The 18,104-nt window shown below is 67.3% G+C and carries 18 protein-coding genes; 9 read left to right on the top strand and 9 right to left on the bottom strand.

Annotated elements, in window-relative coordinates; translation table 11 throughout:
* Window positions 1–289: 289 nt before the first annotated feature.
* Complete coding sequence (locus tag H7J73_RS18645; RefSeq protein ID WP_264069048.1) at window positions 290–1,324, bottom strand: DMT family transporter; 1,035 nt, start codon at window positions 1,322–1,324, stop codon at window positions 290–292.
* A 265-nt stretch (window positions 1,325–1,589) separates the two neighbouring features.
* Here H7J73_RS18645 and H7J73_RS18640 point away from each other — a divergent pair, with 265 nt between their 5' ends.
* From H7J73_RS18640 to H7J73_RS18630, 3 genes are all read left to right on the top strand, one after another.
* Window positions 1,590–3,395, top strand: a complete 1,806-nt coding sequence (locus H7J73_RS18640; RefSeq protein ID WP_264069046.1) for an ABC transporter ATP-binding protein — start codon at window positions 1,590–1,592, stop codon at window positions 3,393–3,395.
* Window positions 3,380–4,429, top strand: coding sequence for a phospholipase D-like domain-containing protein (locus H7J73_RS18635; RefSeq protein WP_264069045.1), 1,050 nt, complete (start codon window positions 3,380–3,382; stop codon window positions 4,427–4,429). Before H7J73_RS18640 ends, H7J73_RS18635 begins: the two co-directional genes overlap by 16 nt.
* A 71-nt stretch (window positions 4,430–4,500) precedes the next feature.
* Window positions 4,501–5,517 carry an iron-containing redox enzyme family protein gene (locus H7J73_RS18630; RefSeq protein ID WP_264069044.1) on the top strand — a complete coding sequence of 339 codons (1,017 nt, stop codon included), beginning with the start codon at window positions 4,501–4,503 and terminating at the stop codon, window positions 5,515–5,517.
* Here the strand turns inward: H7J73_RS18630 and H7J73_RS18625 are convergent.
* The 3 genes from H7J73_RS18625 to H7J73_RS18615 all read right to left on the bottom strand — a co-directional run bounded on the left by H7J73_RS18625 (window position 5,497) and on the right by H7J73_RS18615 (window position 6,725).
* The gene (locus H7J73_RS18625) at window positions 5,497–5,664 is read right to left on the bottom strand and encodes a CDGSH iron-sulfur domain-containing protein (protein ID WP_276031475.1); all 168 of its coding nucleotides are present in this window, start codon (window positions 5,662–5,664) and stop codon (window positions 5,497–5,499) included. The genes H7J73_RS18630 and H7J73_RS18625 overlap by 21 nt on opposite strands.
* A gap of 47 nt (window positions 5,665–5,711) precedes the next feature.
* A complete protein-coding gene (locus tag H7J73_RS18620) occupies window positions 5,712–6,401 on the bottom strand; it encodes a HemK2/MTQ2 family protein methyltransferase (protein ID WP_264069042.1) in 690 nt (229 codons plus the stop codon).
* A 96-nt stretch (window positions 6,402–6,497) separates the two neighbouring features.
* On the bottom strand, window positions 6,498–6,725 hold the full coding sequence (locus H7J73_RS18615; RefSeq protein ID WP_264069041.1) for a deoxyribodipyrimidine photolyase: 228 nt from the start codon (window positions 6,723–6,725) through the stop codon (window positions 6,498–6,500).
* 133 nt (window positions 6,726–6,858) lie between these two features.
* On the opposite strand from H7J73_RS18615, the gene H7J73_RS18610 reads away from it, so the two are divergent.
* Complete coding sequence (locus H7J73_RS18610; RefSeq protein WP_264069040.1) at window positions 6,859–7,473, top strand: NAD(P)H-dependent oxidoreductase; 615 nt, start codon at window positions 6,859–6,861, stop codon at window positions 7,471–7,473.
* Between the two features lie 13 nt (window positions 7,474–7,486).
* Here H7J73_RS18610 and H7J73_RS18605 read toward each other — a convergent pair whose 3' ends face one another.
* Genes H7J73_RS18605 through H7J73_RS18585 form a run of 5 tightly spaced genes read right to left on the bottom strand, consistent with a single transcriptional unit; the run spans window position 7,487 to window position 14,321 of the window.
* Window positions 7,487–8,944 (bottom strand): aminotransferase class I/II-fold pyridoxal phosphate-dependent enzyme, encoded by a 1,458-nt coding sequence (locus H7J73_RS18605; RefSeq protein WP_264069039.1) that lies wholly within the window; start codon window positions 8,942–8,944, stop codon window positions 7,487–7,489.
* The gene (locus tag H7J73_RS18600) at window positions 8,945–10,135 is read right to left on the bottom strand and encodes an amidohydrolase family protein (RefSeq protein ID WP_264069037.1); all 1,191 of its coding nucleotides are present in this window, start codon (window positions 10,133–10,135) and stop codon (window positions 8,945–8,947) included.
* Window positions 10,122–11,429, bottom strand: coding sequence for an aspartate aminotransferase family protein (locus H7J73_RS18595; RefSeq protein WP_264069036.1), 1,308 nt, complete (start codon window positions 11,427–11,429; stop codon window positions 10,122–10,124). The genes H7J73_RS18600 and H7J73_RS18595 overlap by 14 nt, the downstream gene beginning before the upstream one ends.
* The gene (locus H7J73_RS18590) at window positions 11,426–12,928 is read right to left on the bottom strand and encodes an APC family permease (RefSeq protein WP_264069035.1); all 1,503 of its coding nucleotides are present in this window, start codon (window positions 12,926–12,928) and stop codon (window positions 11,426–11,428) included. The genes H7J73_RS18595 and H7J73_RS18590 overlap by 4 nt, the downstream gene beginning before the upstream one ends.
* A 34-nt stretch (window positions 12,929–12,962) precedes the next feature.
* Window positions 12,963–14,321, bottom strand: coding sequence for a type I glutamate--ammonia ligase (locus H7J73_RS18585; protein ID WP_264069033.1), 1,359 nt, complete (start codon window positions 14,319–14,321; stop codon window positions 12,963–12,965).
* Window positions 14,322–14,439: 118 nt separating this feature from the next.
* Between H7J73_RS18585 and H7J73_RS18580 the strand changes: the two genes are divergently transcribed.
* From H7J73_RS18580 to H7J73_RS18560, 5 genes are all read left to right on the top strand, one after another.
* Window positions 14,440–15,237 carry a class II glutamine amidotransferase gene (locus H7J73_RS18580; protein ID WP_264069032.1) on the top strand — a complete coding sequence of 266 codons (798 nt, stop codon included), beginning with the start codon at window positions 14,440–14,442 and terminating at the stop codon, window positions 15,235–15,237.
* A gap of 4 nt (window positions 15,238–15,241) precedes the next feature.
* On the top strand, window positions 15,242–16,123 hold the full coding sequence (locus H7J73_RS18575) for a MurR/RpiR family transcriptional regulator (protein WP_264069030.1): 882 nt from the start codon (window positions 15,242–15,244) through the stop codon (window positions 16,121–16,123).
* A 104-nt stretch (window positions 16,124–16,227) separates the two neighbouring features.
* Entirely contained in the window at window positions 16,228–16,536 is a 309-nt protein-coding gene (locus tag H7J73_RS18570) for a hypothetical protein (RefSeq protein WP_264069029.1), read from the top strand.
* A gap of 179 nt (window positions 16,537–16,715) precedes the next feature.
* A complete protein-coding gene (locus tag H7J73_RS18565; protein WP_264069028.1) occupies window positions 16,716–16,979 on the top strand; it encodes a hypothetical protein in 264 nt (87 codons plus the stop codon).
* A 122-nt stretch (window positions 16,980–17,101) separates the two neighbouring features.
* On the top strand, window positions 17,102–18,094 hold the full coding sequence (locus tag H7J73_RS18560; protein ID WP_264069026.1) for a glycoside hydrolase family 6 protein: 993 nt from the start codon (window positions 17,102–17,104) through the stop codon (window positions 18,092–18,094).
* The last annotated feature ends 10 nt before the right edge of the window (window positions 18,095–18,104 follow it).

Raw genomic sequence — 18,104 nt, 5'->3', positions numbered from 1 at the left:
CTGGGGCCGACCGAAGCACACTAACCCGCGGCCGATGTGCGCTGTCACGGAGTCCGGGTCATCGTTGCCGCGGCGGTGATTCACGCCTCGCTCGCTGAGGTCGGCGCAGCACCCCTGTCCTACTCGGACGAGTCATATCCGGCGACGTGACGGCGCCGAAAGTGGCTGCGTCACGGGCGAATCGGGCGTGCGCATCCGCGGCGCGTGCGAAAGTCATTGCGACTAGGCTCATCCGGGACTTCTGGGGGTCCCGCGTCGGGCGTGCCGACCCGGTGAGTCCGTGGAGTCGTTAGCCGCCGTCCGACTCGCCACAGCGCGCGGGGTTGTCGTCTGCGGCGCGCGCTGTGTTCGGGCTGACCTGCGGCCGCGGGTCGAGCACCGTGGCTTCCCCCAGCCCCGGCGGATGAAGCAGAGCCGGGGCGGCCGCGGCCAATGGTTGTCGACGCGACACCAGGGGTACCGCGGTGCACGCCGCGACGATGATGACGACACCGACCCATTGCATGGGTGCCAGCGATTCATGGAGCAGGACCGCCGCCAGTGTGAGCCCGACGACGGGCTCGAGCGCGCCGAGCAGACTGAGCGGGACGGAGCCGAGGCGTCGCACCGCATACAGGGCGCCGCCCATGCCGACCGGGGTGAGGATCAGGCCCTGCAGGATGGCGGTGTGCCACACCGGTGCGGAGACCACAAAGTTGTCGGCGGTGGCCAGCGCGAACACCGCGATCGTCGCGGTCGAACCGAAGGTGACCAGGCCCGCCGACGCTACCGTGCCGACCTGGTGGACCCACCGCTCACTGGTGACCAGATACACCGCATATCCGGCCGCGCTGAGCAGCGTGAGGCCCAGCGCGGACAGCGAGGCGGCCCCGGTGCTGGCGCCGGCCACGAAGATCAACCCGACGATCGTGATGACGGCCAGCAGGATCAGCGTCAGCGGCACCGGGGTGCGATCACGAAGCCACACCAACCCGATCACCAGCAGCGGGCACACATTCACCACGACGACCGGCAGCTGAGCCCCACCGAGCTGGACCGCGACGAAAAACGCCACCACTTGCGCGCCGAATACGATCCCGCACACCACGGTCAGGCCGACTGCGGCGGCCCATGGTATGCGGCGGACCCGGCCGGTGAGTACCCAGATCGACCCGATGGCCAGGATGGCGAAGATGCCGCGCAAAGTCAGCAGGACGGCCGGGCTGGCTCCGCTGTTGAACGCGAACACCGCGACCACCGACATCGAACCGTAAGCCGACGCGGATGCGGCGCCGGCGGCCCAGCCATGAAGGCGTGGTCCCGGGCCTTCATGGCTGGGCCGCACGGCAGCTACCTCACGATGTGCTGGGAGTTCTTTGGTGCCAGACGGCCGCGCTGCCGTCGCTGGTGCACTGAGCGCGACAAACCTTACCCCCGCCGCTGGTTCGCCCGGCAACGACGATGTGTACCGGTGTGACATTCGCTCCGATGCACGGTAGTTCGCGTTCTCCGTGGGCCGGGCGACGCGCCGGCATATCTCCGCCACCCGGCAGCCGATTCCGTTGTTCCCACAACTTGATGCGCTTCCGCTGACCTGGTGAGGTAACAGGGTGCGCCTGATCGCCGAGTTGCTTCGCCCCTACCGGTGGCTCGTCGCGGGCATTCTGCTGCTGATGCTGATCCAGACGGCGATGGTGGTCGCCGCGCCGTGGCCGCTGAAGATCATCTTGGACAACGTAGTCGGCGCCCATCGGCTGCCCGGCTGGCTCGACGGCATCGCCAAGCCGCTCCTCGGCGGTCATAGCAGCATGCATATCGCCGCGCTGGCGGCGATCATGACGGCGCTGATCGCCGTGGTCGGGGGCGCGGCGGCGTACGCCGTCAACTACCTGACCGAAAGCGTGGGCCAATGGATCGCCAATGATCTGCGCATCCGGACCTATCACCATCTGCAGCACCTGTCGTTGAGTTACTACGACTCGCATCAGGTCGGCCCGATTCTGAGCACCGTCACCGACGACGTGGACACCATCGAGGACTTCGCCTCCAGTGCCACCCTCGGCATGGCTGTCGACGTGCTAACCATCGGGGTCATGTTGGGCCTGATGTTCTGGCTGGATTGGGATTTCGCGCTCATCGCGGTCGCGGTGGCCCCGCTGCTGTTGCTGTTCGTGTTGCGCATCAGGCGCGCCGTCAAGGCCGCGACGCATGAGGTCCGGCGCAGGCAGGCCGATATCGTCACCACCGTTCAGGAAGGGCTGCAATCGATCCGGGCGGTCAAGGCCTTCAACCGGCAGGAGCTCGCCGAACAGGAACTGGCTCTGGCCAGCGAGCAGACGGTCGCCGCCGCGCTCAACGCCCGCAAGGTCAAGTCCGTGGTGACGCCCGCGGTGAGCGTGGTGGTGGCACTGTGCACCGCGTTCGTCCTGTGGCGGGGATCCTGGCTCATCCTGCACGGACACATGACGGCGGGCACGCTGACCGTGTTCGTCGCCTACCTCGGCATGTTCTTCAAGCCGGTCCAGGATCTCGCCAAGATGACCAACGCGATCGCCGGGTTCTCCGTCGCCGTGGAACGTGTTGGGGCCATTGTCGATACCACGACGACGATCGCCGACGCTCCCGACGCCGTGGACCCGCCGACGCTGCGCGGACAGATCAGCTTCGACAACGTGTCGTTCAGCTACGACGACGTGACTCCGGCACTGAGCGGGGTCAGTTTCACTGTCGAACCAGGCCAGCGGGTCGGGATCGTGGGGCACACCGGAAGCGGGAAGTCGACGGTCCTGAGTCTCATCGCCAGGTTCTACGACGTCAATGCCGGCGCAGTCCAGATCGACGATTTCGATGTACGCAACTACCGCATGCAGGGTATGCGCAAACAGATCGGGTTCGTCCTGCAGGACACCGTGCTATTCCGCGGAAGTATCCGGGACAACATCGCTTTCGGGCGTCCCGACGCCAGCGATGAGGAGATCGTGGCGGCCGCCCGGATCGCCAACGCGGACGAGTTCATCACCCGGATGCCGCACGGCTACGACAGCCCGGTCGGGGAGCGGGGGCTGTCGCTCTCGGGCGGCCAGCGGCAGCGCATCGGCATCGCCAGGGCGTTGATCCGCGACAATCCGATCCTGCTTCTGGACGAACCGACGGCTGCGCTGGACGCCGAGTCCGAGCAGGCAGTGGTCGGCGCCCTCGACCGACTGATGGCCGACCGCACCGTCGTCATCATCGCCCACCGGTTCAGCACCATTCGCGGCGCCGACAAGATCATCGTGCTCGACGACGGCAAGATCGCCGAGCTCGGGGACCATCGAACGTTGATGGAGCACAACGGAATTTATGCCGAGTTGTACCGACTCCAGTACCAGGATGAGGATTCCTGCCAGGGTGAGCGGCCATGTCACGGTCGCTGATCATCCTGCCGGAGGACTCCGCCCGGCCGGTCGTCGATGCCATCGCCGCCGCCACCTCGTCGATCCGCGTCAAGATGTTCGCGTTCTCCCACCCGCCGCTGCTCGATGCCGTCCTGGCCGCGCACCGCCGGGGTGTCCGCGTGCGCGTGATGCTCAACCCGGCCCGGCGCAGCGGTGAGTCCGACAACGACCTGGCGCGTACCACGCTCGCGGCGGCCGGAGTGGAAGTACGCCGAACCAACCCCGCCTTCGAGGTCACGCATGAGAAATCGATGGTGGTCGACGACACGCACGCGTTCGTAGAGTCTCTGAACTGGACGACGGAGGGCCTGACGTCCACGCGAGATTACGCTGTGGTGACACCATCGGATCCCGAGGTGGCCGAGATCATCGACTGCTTCGAATCCGATTGGAGCGGAGTAGGTTTCGATCCGGGAGACGGCGCTCACCTGATCTGGTGCCCCAACAATGGCCGCGCCCGGATCGCCGATTTCATCGACCGCGCTCAACACTCGCTGCTACTGCAGAACGAGCGCTATCAGGATCCGGTGATCATCGAGCACCTGGTGCGGGCGGCACGCCGCGGAGTGAAGGTGCATGTGATGGCACGCCCGCCGCACACCTTGAAGAAGACCAAGCTGTTGGAAGGGGTCAGCGGCTTACGCATTCTCGACGACGTCGGGATCAAGGTGCACACCCTCAAGCACCTCAAACTGCACGCGAAGATGATCCTGGCCGACGGCGCCCGGGCTGTCGTCGGTTCCATCAACCTCTCACCCGGTAGCTTCGACAGCCGCCGCGAGCTGGCCATCGAAGTCGCCGAGACGCACGTGATCGATCGCTTGACGGCGGTGGCACACCACGATTGGAAGCATTCGACAGCGTTGGATCTTTCCGACGAGGGTCTGCTGGCCGACCTGAGCCGCCGGTACGCCGCCGCGCCGGACGGGTTGGGCCTACACGACGAGATCGCGCACAGCCGGGCTCACCGGAGTCGTGACGGAGACGGCCGTGTCGACGACGGCGCCGAATGATCAGCCACCAGGGCTGAATGCGCTGGGTAGCAGCGTGATTGGACACCCGTCGATATGGGTAACAACTCCTGGTGACTTTCGCTCTTGCGGCCGTGGAGCCGCGTCTGCCCAGCGCCCGCGGCCCCCTCTCGCAGGCGGTCTGCGAGTTGCTGAGTCAGCGGGTGTCCCGCCACCATCTGGAGCGGGTCGAGGTGCCGCTGACGGATGCGGACCCACTGGGTCTGGACCTGCAGCTGGCGCTCTACATCTGTTACGAACTGCACTACCGCGGATTCAGCGGAGTTCATCCGCGCTGGGAATGGGACGCCGGCCTGCTTCACCTGCGTGGCCGAATGGAAGATGTGTTTCTCGCGGCCGTACACCAGCTGGTCGACGGTCGTGAAGATGCTTCCGCGGACGACGAGATGGCCGTACTGTCCGTCGAGCCCGCCCGCGGTGAGGGGCCGTCGTACTTCCTGCGGGACAACGGCACCTGGGAGCAGATGCAGGAGTATTTCGTGCACCGGTCGCTCTACCACCTCAAAGAGGGCGATCCGCATGCGTTCGTCATCCCACGGTTGCAGGGCCAGGCCAAAGCGTCGTTCGTCGCGATCGAATTCGACGAATACGGCGCGGGCCGCGGTCAGCGGCTGCACCAGCAGTTGTTCGCCGACCTGATGGACTCGGCGGGATTGGATTCGACCTATCTCGGCTATCTGGATGCGGTGCCGGCCCAGACGCTGGCGGTGGTGAACCTGATGTCGCTGTTCGGCTTGCATCGTGAGCTACGGGGTGCGGCGGTCGGGCACTTCGCGGCAACAGAGATCACCTCCCCGCCGGGATCGCGCCGCATGGCGCAGGCACTGCGACGCCTCGGCGCCGGTGCTCCGTGCGTGGCGTTCTACGAGGAGCACGTCGAGGCCGATGCCGTGCACGAGCAGGTGGTCCGCGCAGGTGTGGTCGGGGATCTGGTGGCGCGGGAACCGGCCCTCGAGCCGGATGTGGTGTTCGGGATGCGAGCCTTCGGTGCGCTGGAGGACCGACTGGCCGATCACCTGACGGGCTGCTGGCGGGAAGGCGAAACCTCGCTAGCTCGACCCCTGAGCTGAGGGGTGGTCTGGTCGCACCCGGCGGTGGCTGGTGTCGCACAGGGGATAGGTCTTGCTGCGCCGGCAGGCGCACACCGCGACCATGAACCGGTCCGAGTCGACGACAGAGCCGTCGGGTAGTTCGATCCGGACCGGTCCCTCGATCATGATGGGGCCGCCCTGGACCACCCGGACGCGGCGGCGCGCAGCATCCGTCACCGGCGCTGCGCTCTGATCACTGCCAGTCTTTCGACCCGGCGTCCCGCCTGCAGAAGTCCAGTCTGCTCAAGCCATGCGGCCCGGGCGGACAGTACCGGTCCGAACGGAATCCACTGTTCCGCGACGATCTGGGCTGACATGCCGTTGTCTCCCAAGATGCCCAGTGACCGCGTGAGGCCGGCGAACTCCGAGTGCACAAGTAAGAGCACGCCGTCGTCGTCGAGAAGGTCACGGACCGTGGCGCACAGCGGATTCAGCACGAGGCGGCCGTCGCGGCCGGCGTCCCAGGCGAGCGGCCGGCCGAAGCGGGTGGAGACTGCTGCCTCGTCGTTGGCGGGATCGTGCGGCACGTACGGCGGATTACTGGTCACCAGGTCGAACGGTCCGAATTCGCGTGCTCTGGCCCATGAACCCAGATGGACGTCGACGTTCGCCGCGGCGGACAGTGCGTTGCCACGGGCGCACCGGACCGCGGCGGGGGAGACGTCGAACGCGGTGACCGTCTCGGCACCCTGGGCGGCGGCCGCCAACGCGGCAACCCCACTTCCCGTGCAGAGGTCGGCCACTCGGCGCCCGGCGGCAACACCGAGGTTACGCATCGTGTCGATCAGGAGACGGGAATCCTGCTGCGGCGCATACACGCCGGGCATCACCGCAACATCAGGATTCGAGTAGGCGGTCGTCACGGCGGCCTTTCGTCGGGCGCGGGCTGTGCGTACGAGTCGACGCTCGACTATTTATGCCCGATCCTCGCCGACCGAAACCTGGTCAGCTGTACCGGCTTACGACTTCTTGGAGGGGATCACGATGACGACGATGAGCGTGATGATCGAGAAGAACAAGCCGAGGATGCCCCACCCGAACGGGTTGCGGCCCTTGGTGGCGGCGATGATGCCGCAGATGATCGCAGCGATGACGCTACCGATCGCGACGAAGATTCCTTTGATACCGCGGAGGATGAATCCGGCCGCTTCTGGTTGGGTGCTGGCCAGCACCAGTTCGTGAATCATCGAAAAGAGCTCCTCGTTCGGGTATCCGGCGCGTCGATGCGGCGGAATCGCCGGATACCCAGCCGCCGGCTCCCTCAATCTGTGAATTTGCTCATCAGCTCGTGGTGGCACGGCGCATTAGACTCCCCTGCTCGTGGCCTACCTTTTGCAGCTGGACTCCTCCGCTAACCTGAGCTCGTCAGTCTCTCGGCAACTGGCGGATGAGTTCGCACAGCGGTGGGCCGCTGCGGGGTCGCAGCGGGACATCCGGCGGCGAGACCTGCACACCAGCCCGCTGCCGCACCTGCCGACCAACACCTTGCACTTCACCGCACCGCTGCGACCTGAAGTCGGCATCAGCCCGCCGCCGGAGGCGACGCAGCTGCAAGACGAGCTGGTCGCCGAACTGTCCGGCGCCGCTGCCGTCGTCATCGGTGCCCCGATGTACAACTTCTCGGTGCCGTCCACACTCAAGGCGTGGCTCGACTATGTCCACGTCATCGGCGCGACGTCACCGGCAGCAGAGGGGATCGCTCCGCTGCGGGGCAAACCGGTCGCCGTGATTTCGGCGCGCGCCACACCCACCGGCGCCGATCCCGCCACCGATTTCGTCATCGGCCCGCTGATCACCATTCTGGGCAGCTTCATGGGCATGTCCGTCCGCGGCTTCGTCGTGCACACCGAGCCGCCGGCTGCCGACGGGGATTTCTACCGACCCCTGGACCTGGTACGCAGTGAGTTTCTTGAGGTCGCCGACAGCTGGCAGTGAAGAGATGCCGGTGTCAGCGGACGACGGTCACGTTCTGCATCTCGGGATCCGAAGCGCTGATCGGGTTACCCGCCAGACGCAGTGCCCGCAGCAACCCGAGGATCTCGTCGTCGAGTCGCTCGCCGGGCATCACCAACGGGATGCCGGGGGGATAGGGCGTGATGGCCTCTGCGGCGATACGTCCGGAGGCTCGGGTCAACGGCACTGATTCGGCGGCGGCGAAATACGCCTCCCGCGGGGTCAACACCATCTCTGGACGCACTGCCATCAGGTCGGCCACCAACGGTGTGCCTGACGCCGTAGGCCGCTGTCCGGCGTGGTCTGCGACCTCGGTGAAACCGGCGACGAGCCGGTCCATATCGGTCTCGGTGTTGCCGATCGTCGTGATGCACAGCACGTGCCCGCCACCGCCCAGCTCCGGCTGCACACCGTGTACCCGGTTGAGCCGGGCCACGATATCGCGGCCGTCGGCGGCCAGGCCGGCCGTCCCCACCAGAAGTTTGGTCTCGTCGAGCTGATGCAGCCCGCTGCGTGCTCCGGCGAGATGTTCAGGACGCAACACGCTCACACCGGGGATCGCCGACAGGCGCGCCGCTGTGCGCCGCGCACGGTCCAGGGTGGCCTCGAGCATGGCGTGTCCGTGCTGCACCATCTGCCGACGAGCCAGGTCGATCGACGTCATGATGGCGAAGTGCGGGCTGGTGGTCTGGATCAGCTGCAGGGCGCGGCGCACGTCGGCTGGATCGAGCACCGCGGGATCGATGTGCAGAACGGCGGCCTGGCTGAGACCCGAGAGGATCTTGTGCACCGACTGGACGGTGGCTGCCGCCCCTGACTTTTCCCCGGGACTGGGGAGGTCGGGGTGGAACGTGAAGTGCGGTGAATGTGCGCCGTCGACAAGGAGTTTGGCGTCGTGGCTGCGGCACAATTCGGCCAGGGCCGCGATATCGCCGGTGGTGCCGTAGTAGGTGGGGTGCAGTACCCACAGTGCAGCGGCCCGGTGCTCGGCGAATGCCCGGGCCACCACGTCCGCGTCGAGTCCGTGCGCGACGCCGAACTCGTTGTCCCACCGCGGTTCCAGCCAGATCGGTCGGGCGCCGACCTGAACCAGGCCCGCGAGCACGGACTTGTGCGCGTTGCGCGCCACCAGCACCGGTTCACCGGGACGCAACGCCGACAGCGCGACCGCGATGTTGCCGCTGGTCGAGCCCTGCACCAGGATGAAGCTCTCACCGACACCCCAGGCATCGGCAATCAACCGCTCTGCTTGGAGGATGGGGCCTTCCGGGCAATGCAACGTGTCGGTGTCGGGCAGGTTGTTCAGGTCCAGCTCGGCCAGGTGCGACCGGAACCACGGATCCAGCGTCCGGCCGCCCTTGTGGCCGGGGCTGTAGAAGGGCGCCTGGCCTCGCTCGACGAACCGCTGCAGTGAATCGAAAAGCGGTGCGGTTTGCTGGGATTCGGGATTCACTCAGACCCCATAGACCCGCGTCGCATTATGCACACCGATCATGTCGACGATCCGAATCGCATCGTCGGTGGCGCAGTCGCCGCTCCGTATCCAGTCGCCGAGCACCAGGCCCATCGCGCGGCGCCACAGCACCGAGCCCAGTACGTGCAGTTCAGGCGGCCCGAACGCGTCGGAGGAATACAGCTGCTTGGCGAACGGTGCCGTCTCCAGTGCCTCCGCGACCAGCCCGGTGGACCGGGCGCCCAGGTAGTTGATCGCCAGTCCCACGTCGAAATTCACGTGGTCGAACGCCTGCGCCAGATAGCCGGCCTGTCGCTGGAACGGGTAGCAGTGCAAAAGTAGGACGGGTACCGGTGTCATGGTGCGCAGCAGCGGCAACAGCAGCATCGGGTCGCTGCGGTGCAGGTCCATGTCACGGTCGCCGAATCCGACGTGCACCTGGATGGGCAGCCCGTGTTCGGCGGCCTCGTGCACACCGAACGCAATCAGCAGCTCGTCGTCGACCCGCAGCGGGCCCGGCCGTGCGCCGAGCTCGCGGGCATGGGCCACCACCTCGGCATCGGATGGCCGTGACCAGTCGATGTCGAATCCGACCCGATAAGCCGCAATCGTCTTGGTGCCGACCACGTCCAGGCTGTCCACCGCGGAGCGCAGCGCCGAGCGGAAGGCGTCGGGGAAATCGGCAGGCGAGGTCCCGGCCTCCAGCAGATCCTCCGTGAGCCGCTCCAGGCGCAGGATCTCCGACGACGGAACGTCGCTGAGTTTGGTCAGCTGTCCCGGTGTGGTGATGAGGTCGCCCTTGAACCCGGTATCGACGATCCAGCGGCCGACGCGCGCCGCAGGCAGCATGGTGGACGCGAGCTCGTCGGGGGAGAACTCGCTGCGCCGTGCCCAGTATTCGTCGGCGCCGGTGTGCGCGTCGAGTCCGAGCAGCGGGGCGCACCAACGCCGGATGGAAAGGCCCAGTGGGGAATCGAACTGGGTCATGAAATCCGGAACAGGGTCGGTGGACCCTTCGTTGATGGCCGCTTCGAATCCGGCACGGTCGACGGGCTCGTTGAAGGTGCCGTGGACGTGATGGTCGATGAGCTCGACACCGTGTAGGTGCTCGGCCAGCGCATCGGGCACCTGTGCCTCGACACCGGCGAAGACTCCTCCCGACACCCCGAAGGGCAATTCACCAGCCGGCATATCGTGCGACCTCCTCGGCGTTGACTTTTCCTGCTGCGGCGTCTGCGATGGCTGCGCCCAGGATCTCGACGGCGCGGCCGGCTTCGGCTTCGGTGAGCACCAGCGGCGGCGTGATCTCCAGGACGTTGCCGCCGACGTAGTAGACGATCGCCCCTAGCTCCCACGCACGGTAGACCACCTGGCCCGCCAGTCGGGAATCACGCTCCCCGCTGTCAGGGTCGACCAGTTCGACGCCGATCGCCAGGCCGCGGCCCCTGATGTCCCCGATGCGTTCGGCGCCGGGGGAGCCGGCCAGCCCGCGGAGTCCGTCCGCCAGCAGAGCGCCGATGGCGGCCGCCCGCTCCGGTAGTTGTTCGCCGACGATGGTCGCCAGGACGGCGCGACCGGCCGCGGTGCACACGGGATTTCCCGCGGTGGTGAGTAGTGCAGCGGCCGGTGGGTTGTCCAGGATGTGTGCGGGCCCGACTGCGGCCGACAGCGGCAGCCCACCGCCGAGCACCTTGCCGAATGTGACGATGTCGGGGGTGATTCCGTCGTGATCGAAGGCGTGCAGCGTGCCCGGCCTGCCGAGGCCCATCTTGACCTCGTCGCAGATCATCGGGACACCGTGGCGGCGGCACAGCCCGTGCAGGCGGGCCAGGAATCCGTCGGGTGGCACGATCAGCCCGCCGTCGGACAGGATCGGCTCGACGATCAGGCAGGCGATGGACCCACCGGCCAGGTGGCCCTCGGCGAGTTCCAGGCAGGCGGTGACGTCGGCCTCGACACTGTCACCGACGGGGCGAAATGGGTTGGGATACGGCAGGAACACCGCGTCCGGGTCCGGCGGTGCCCCGGCGTCGACGTGCACCCCGGACACGCCCATGGCCACTCCGACACCGCCGTGGTAACTGTGCTCGAACGCCAGCACGGTGCGTCGGCCGGTGGCGTGGCGGCAGGCGCGCAGTGCGACGTCGTTGGCATCGGAGCCCGCGTGCCCCAGGTAGACCCGGCGTTCGCCGTCGCCGGGGACCAGCGCCAGCAGATCCTCGGCCAGCCCCACCGAGTCGGGGTGAACGGCCGACAGACCACCCGAGCCGGGAGCGTCGCGCACGGCGCGGGTCACCGCCTCGACGATCGCCGGATGCCCGTGCCCCAGACCGGATGCCGTCCAGGTCGCCGACAGGTCCAGCAGTTCGCGGCCTGCGGGGTCGACCAGAGTGGAGCCGTGGCCCGAGACGACCTCCAACGGAAAGAATCGCAGCTTCTCGATGCCCGCGACGGCCGCCTCGTCGCGGGCGTAGAGCGTGCTCACTCGGCCTGCACCGCCGTGGTGTCTGCCAACTCGGCGGTCAGCGACTCACCGACGCGTTTGGCGATACCCGATGCAGCCAGCGCTATCACCAATCCGACTACACACCAATACAATCCGAGCAGCGGAGCGGCGGACCACTCGGTGGCGTCCTTGACGTTGAACCACAGCACCACCGCGATGACGACCGCGCCCACCAACGGCAGCAGCAGACCGAGCACCTTTCCGCCGCCGCCGTGCACACCGACGAATTTGGGTGCGGCGACGAACCAGGCCGCCGCCAACTCGACCAGCAAGTAGCAGACCATCAGGCAGACCGATCCCGCGACGGCGAACAGGAAGTAGGTGTTGATGGCGGCGTTACCGGTGCCCATGTCGGGCCAGCCCAGCACGCCGCAGATCAGGTCGACCACCAGCGCCACACCGACGACCAGCCAGGTGGCGAAGCGGGGGCCGCCGGTGCCTTCGTGAATGTTCGCCAACGCCTTCGGACCGAACCCGTCACGGCCGAAGGCGTAGAGCATCCGGCCCGAGGTCGCCGAGGTGGCCAGGTGGCAGCCGAACGCCGCCACCGTCGCGGTGAAGATGACCAGCAGGCTGAACCACTGCCCGATGTAGGTGCTGCCCAAGTCGCCCAACGTGTTTCCCGAATTCTGGAACGCCTCGAGGCCGGCCTGATCGGTGCCGAACCCGACGACCTGGGCGAACATCACGACGACGAACAGCACCCCGGTGAGCAGCAGCGTGCCGCCCAGCGCGCGAGGGATGTTGCGGCCGGGGTTGTCGGTCTCCTCACCCATCGAGGCGCAGGCCTCGAAGCCGGCCCACGACAGGAACGCCGCGACGACGCCGCTGATGACGGCAGAAGTCGAGACCCCGTCGAACGTGAACACGCTGAAGTCGACTCCGGTCGTCGGTGCGCCTCCCTTGGCGAAGATCGCCACCACGAGCACGATCATCGAGATGATGCCGATGCCCTCGATGACGAGCAGGATCTTGGCCAGCAGCCGGATGTCGCGGCCGGACAACAGGAACGAGATCGCCGCGCCCACCACGACGACCACCAGCCACGGCACCTGGTAGGGGTTGTCGTTGCCCGGTTGCAACTTGGCGATGAATGCGTTCACGAAGGCGGCTGTCAGTGCCAGCGTGCCGATCGAGAAGCCGACGTAGGCGCCGAGCATCGCGAAGCCGGAGAAGAACCCGGCCCGCGGCCCGATGGTCCCGCCCACCAACCCGTAGGCCGACCCAGCATGGTTCAGGTGGCGGGTCAGGCGCACGAAGCTGTATCCGACGAGTGACACCCCGACCAGGCCGATCAGGAAGACCAACGGGATGGCCTTGCCGACCGTCGCGATCAGGCCCTGGCCATTGCCGGACATCGCCAGCGTCGGACCCACCAGGGCCACCGACATCGCCAGCGCCACCCAGAACGGCAGCCTGCGATGGGGGATCTGGTCGGCTCCCCCTGACGGACCGGCCGACGACGTATTCGTGCTCATCGATGTCTCCTTCGGGTTGTGGAACGGGTGTGGGTCAGCAACTCCATGCCAGACGCAGCGCCTGGGTGATCTCGGCGGGCGAACGGTCACCGAAGGTGTTCAGTTCGTAGCGTCGGACCGCGACGAGGGCTTCGACCACCTCGGGGGTGAGTAGTTCGGCGGCGACGGCGGACTTCTCGGTCGCCTCGATCGCGGCTCGTTGGTCGGTGGGCAGCGGGGGCGGTGTGCCGGCCGATTGCGAAGGGTTCTCCGGTATTTCGGCGGGCAGTTCGAGTTGGCGGTCGATACCGCGCAACGCGCTGTTCAGGAAGGCCGCGGCGGCCAAATACGGGTTGGCGCTCGGGTCGATCAGTTTCAGTTCGGCGTTGGCGCCGTGCGGACTGCCTGCGGTGGCGGCGATGAAGCGGACGGCAGCTTCCCGGTTCTCCAGACCCCAGCACGCAGCGGCGCCGGCCCAGTTCCCGGGCTTGAGGCGCAGCGCCGACAAGGCCGACCCCGCGTACACCCCGATCAGGTCGGGCAGTGTGTCGATGACGCCCGCGATGGCGGCGCCGCCCGCCGGCCGGATGCCGTAGGGCCCGTCGCCGCCGGAGAGCAGCGGACCCTGCTCATCGGCCAACGACAGATGCAGATGGGCCCCGTTCCCGGCCCCGCCCTCGAATGCGACCGGCGCGAAGGAAATCCGCAGGCCGTGGCGGGCAGCCGCCCGGCCGAGCACGATGCGCGTCAGGATCACGGCATCGGCTGCGGCGACCGGGGTGGTCGGGGCCAGCGAGACCTCGAGCTGGTCGTGGCCGTACTCGGTGTGGATCTGTTCGACGCGCAGCCCGGCCCGCTCGGCGGTCGCGGCCAGGTCGACCAGGAATGCCGAACGGTCCAGTGACGTGCGGATTCCATAGGGTGACCAGGGCTCGGTCGAGGCCGGACTGCCGTCGGGTGCGAGCATCGTGCACTCGAGCTCGGCCCCGACGCGGACCGTCAGACCACGCGCGGCGGCGGCGTTTTCAGCCGCCTGCAGCAGCGAGCGCAGGCACAGGGGGGCCGGATCGCCCGCCTGGTCGGTGAGATTGCCCGGTGCCCACGCGATGCCGTCGTCGATGACCGCAGCGTCGTTCGGATCGATGCGGATCCGTAGGTCCCCGGAGACCCCGATGGTCGGGGTGAAGGCGATCCCGGTGTCGACGCAGAACACGCTCCACGAGGGTGACACGCCCATCCCGGAGCGCTGAAAGTCGCCGAGCCGGCGCAGCGGGATGTACTTCGCCCGGGTGACACCGGCGGGATCCGTGATCGAGCCCGCGACGATCTCAACACCTTTGGCGCGCAGTTCTTCGATCCGGCGGTCGGTCGCGCTCTCGTCGGACTGTGGCCCGGCGTCACTCACCCCTGGCATCGGTTCTCCTTCGGCATCCGTGAGTCTGCGAAGGAACCTATGTCATGAATGTTTCAGAATCTTTAAATTCGACAGTTTATGGTTGATTCATAAAATCGAGGAACGGAGGATGGCTGGCATGTGTCGGCTCCTGGGCGTCGTGGCGGCAACACCGATATCCATCGCGGACGCCGTCGGTGAGGCCGTGTTGAAAGACTTCGTCGCCCTGACGAAGATCCACGGTGACGGCTGGGGAGTCGCATGTGCCGACCAGGTCGGTGCCGTCCCGCACGTCGAGGTCTCGGCGGGAACCGCACTTGGTGACCCCGAGTTCGACGTGGCCACGCATGAGCTGCGATCCGCTGCGGCGGTGGTCCACCTGCGCTGGGCGACGAACGGGCTGGCGGTCGAACCGCAGAACTCCCACCCGTTCCTCGCCGACGGTCTTGCGATGGCGCACAACGGCTCCATCAAACCGATGGCACTGCTGGACGACCTCCTTGAGCCTGCGTTCGCCGCGGAACTGCGCGGAACAACCGACAGTGAGCGCTATTTCGCGCTCATCCGCCAATATCGGCGCGGCGCAACGAATCTTGCGGAAGCGGTCCGGCGCGCTGTCGCCGCGCTGCGGCAGATCTATCCCGACGCCAGCCTCAACGCGCTGATTCTCGGCGAGGACCAGCTGATCGTCGTGCACGCACACGCCCGCAGTCGCCTGCTCGACGAGGACATCGAAGAAATCAGCGCCACGGATCTCCCGCAGGAACATCTCGAGGATTACTTCTCGCTGCGCATCGCCCGCCCCGCTGACGGCGTCATCGTGGTCGGCTCGACCGGTTTCGGTGACCTGGGGTGGGCGCCCGTGCCGCCGGAGTCGGTGACCGCCATCTCGATGCGGGATCTGACGATCGAACAGTTGCCACTTATGGCACATTGATGCCGTGGCTGCCACCGATCCCGACACCGCCGACGCGGTGGCCACAGTGGCGGCTCGTGCCGGGGCAGCGCTGCCTACGTTGAGCAAGGCCGAGCGGCGAGTGGGCCGGGCGCTGCTCGCGGACTATCCCAGTGCCGGACTGGTCAGTGCGGCGCGGCTCGCCGAGCGTGCCGAGGTCAGCCCGCCGACCGTCCTGCGATTCGCGCAATCCCTTGGCTACGAGGGCTTTACCGATCTGCAGGTGGCGCTGCGTGCCGAGCTGACGTCGCGCTCAAACGGCCCGATCACCCGGTTGCCGAGCGCGCCCGAGGCCGACGGCCTGCTCGACCGGCTCCTGCGGCAGGCACACGCGCAGAACGACCGCGCCGTCGAGACCCTGGCCCAGTTGCCCGCCTCGGCGCTCGAAGCGGGAGTGGCTCTGCTATCGGATACCAGTCGTCCCCTACACCTGCACGGCGGCCGGTTCTCGCACCTGCTGGCGATATACCTGGCCGCTCACCTCGAACAACTTCGGCCCGGCGTGCGGTTGCTCGCCGATCCGACCGGCAGTGACCTCGGGGCGATGATCGACTTGACCCGCAAAGACGTGGTGGTGCTCTTCGACTTCCATCGCTACCAGCGCAGCGCGGCTGAGCTGGCTGCCCGTGTGCACCGGGCCGGCGCGACGGTGGTTCTGATCACCGATGACCTCGCCTGCCCGGTCGCGCCCGAAGCCGAGGTCGTACTGGCGGCGACAAGCACCGTCGGGACGACGTATCAGAGCATGGCCGCCGGCTTCCTGTTGACCGAGTTGCTGATCCCGCTGGTGATGGATGCGATCGGCGAGCCCGCCCGAACCCGGATGGCGCTCTGGGAAGATCAGCGCAGCACCGAGCTGCTCGGCTGATTTTCTCTGCCACCGACCAACTGCATGCCAGTGCTCACTTGTTGACCGCTGCCGCACCGGCGCACACCGTGTCACCTCCACGCCTGGGGAACGCAGGGGGTACCGTGCGATTGCCCCTGGCACCGAAGTGCCCCCGCACCGTTCGGAAGCCCGAGATGGACTCGCTGGTCATCGCTCGCCGCGCCGCGTCCGCCGCCGTGGTGGTGGTCGCCTGCGGATCAGCGCCCCCATCCGCGGGTGCGGCGCCGGAATCAGGCGCGCCCCTGACGGTATGCATGTATCCGGGTTTCGCTCCGTTCGTCAGCGCTGGCGGCGACGCCGACAACATCACCGACTGGACTGGTTGGGACGTCGACTTCCTCACCAAATTCGCCGCGACACAGGGTAGGTCACTGGTACCGGCGCCCAGTTAGTTCGACGGAATCTGGACGCTTCCCGGCCGACCCGGCCCCCGTGCCTCGTCGCGGCTTCGGGAATCAGCGACCTCCCCGACCGCCGCGCAGCCAGTCCGGGCACGACGTGGTCGAGCCACTACTGCTGCGTCGAGCGCGCCTTCGGTGTTCGGTACGAAGATCGCGACGCGCTCCACGATGTGCCCGACTTCATCGGGAAGACGGTCATCGTGACCGAAGGCTCGACCGCCCAGACCGACCTGGTCATGGTGTGGCCCCACTTCGACCTCACTGCCCCCGACGACCTGTCTGAGCCTGAGCCGTTCTCGTTCGTCGTGAATGCGGGCCAGCCACACCTGGCGCAGGCACTTGAGGACTACATCGCCGCCAACTCGGGGGATTATGGCGACGGGTCCGGGGCGTGCCCGCGGTGGAGTGCCTCCGGGCCGCGATTACCGACCTGACGGCGCCCAACGACCAGGGCCCCGAGCAGATCTTCGCCCACTTGGCCGACCTCATCGGGCTCGATCACCAATCGCCCGCGATTGGCGCTTCTTCACGTTGTGCCACTAATTTCATGAGGGTGATGTCCTCAGCTGCTGGTGCAGCCGCGCGGTGGATTGCCCCGTTCCTGGCGGTTGCGACCGTCGTCAGCCTGGTCAGTTCCGTCGATCAGATGCCGGGCCGGACCACGACAGTGCGCCTGGCTGACGATGCAAGCCCGGTGGCCGCGGAGCCCTTCTATGTCGACCCGAACTCGGCGGCCATGAAAGCCGCGAACGCCAACCCAGCGAGCCCCGAGTTGGCCTACATCGCCAATACGCCGCAGGCCTACTGGATCGACCAGGCCGTTCCTGCCGCTGCCGTCACGAAATACGTCACCGGTGCATGGGCGGCCGGCGCTGTTCCGCAGCTGGCGATCTACGCCCTTCCTCATCGTGACTGCGGAAGTTACGCGGCCGGTGGGTTCGGATCGGCCGAGGCTTACCGCGGGTGGATCGACGGTGTCTCAGCCACCCTGGGCGGCGGTCCGGCGACGATCATCCTCGAACCCGATGCGTTGGCCATGGCTGACTGCCTTTCCGCCGACCAGCGCCAGGAGCGCTTCGACTTGATCAGCTATGCCGTCGACACGCTGACCCGCGACCCGGCCGCGGCGGTGTACGTCGATGCCGGTCACTCGCGCTGGTTGAGCGCAGAGGACATGGCCGCGCGGCTCAACCAGGTCGGGGTGAACCGCGCGCGGGGGTTCAGCCTCAACACCGCGAACTTCTTCACCACCGATGAGGAAATCGGTTACGGCGAAGCGATTTCCGGGATGACCAACGGCGCGCACTACGTGATCGACACCTCGCGCAATGGTGCCGGACCGGCCGACGGCGACCTGTACTGGTGCAATCCGAGCGGACGTGCCCTCGGTGGCCAGCCGACCACGGCGACCGCCGGCCCCCACGCCGATGCCTACCTGTGGGTCAAACGTCCCGGTGACTCCGACGGCTCGTGCGGACGCGGGGACCCCGGGCCCGGCCACTTCGTAAACCAGTTCGCCATCGACCTGGCCAGCAACGCGGGCCATTAGCGACCTCCCG

This window comes from Mycolicibacterium komossense, assembly GCF_025822605.1.
In the GTDB taxonomy this organism is placed as follows: Bacteria; Actinomycetota; Actinomycetes; order Mycobacteriales; family Mycobacteriaceae; genus Mycobacterium; species Mycobacterium komossense.
Note: the sequence above shows the minus strand (reverse complement) of the source record. Positions and strands in the feature narration are given on the sequence as shown.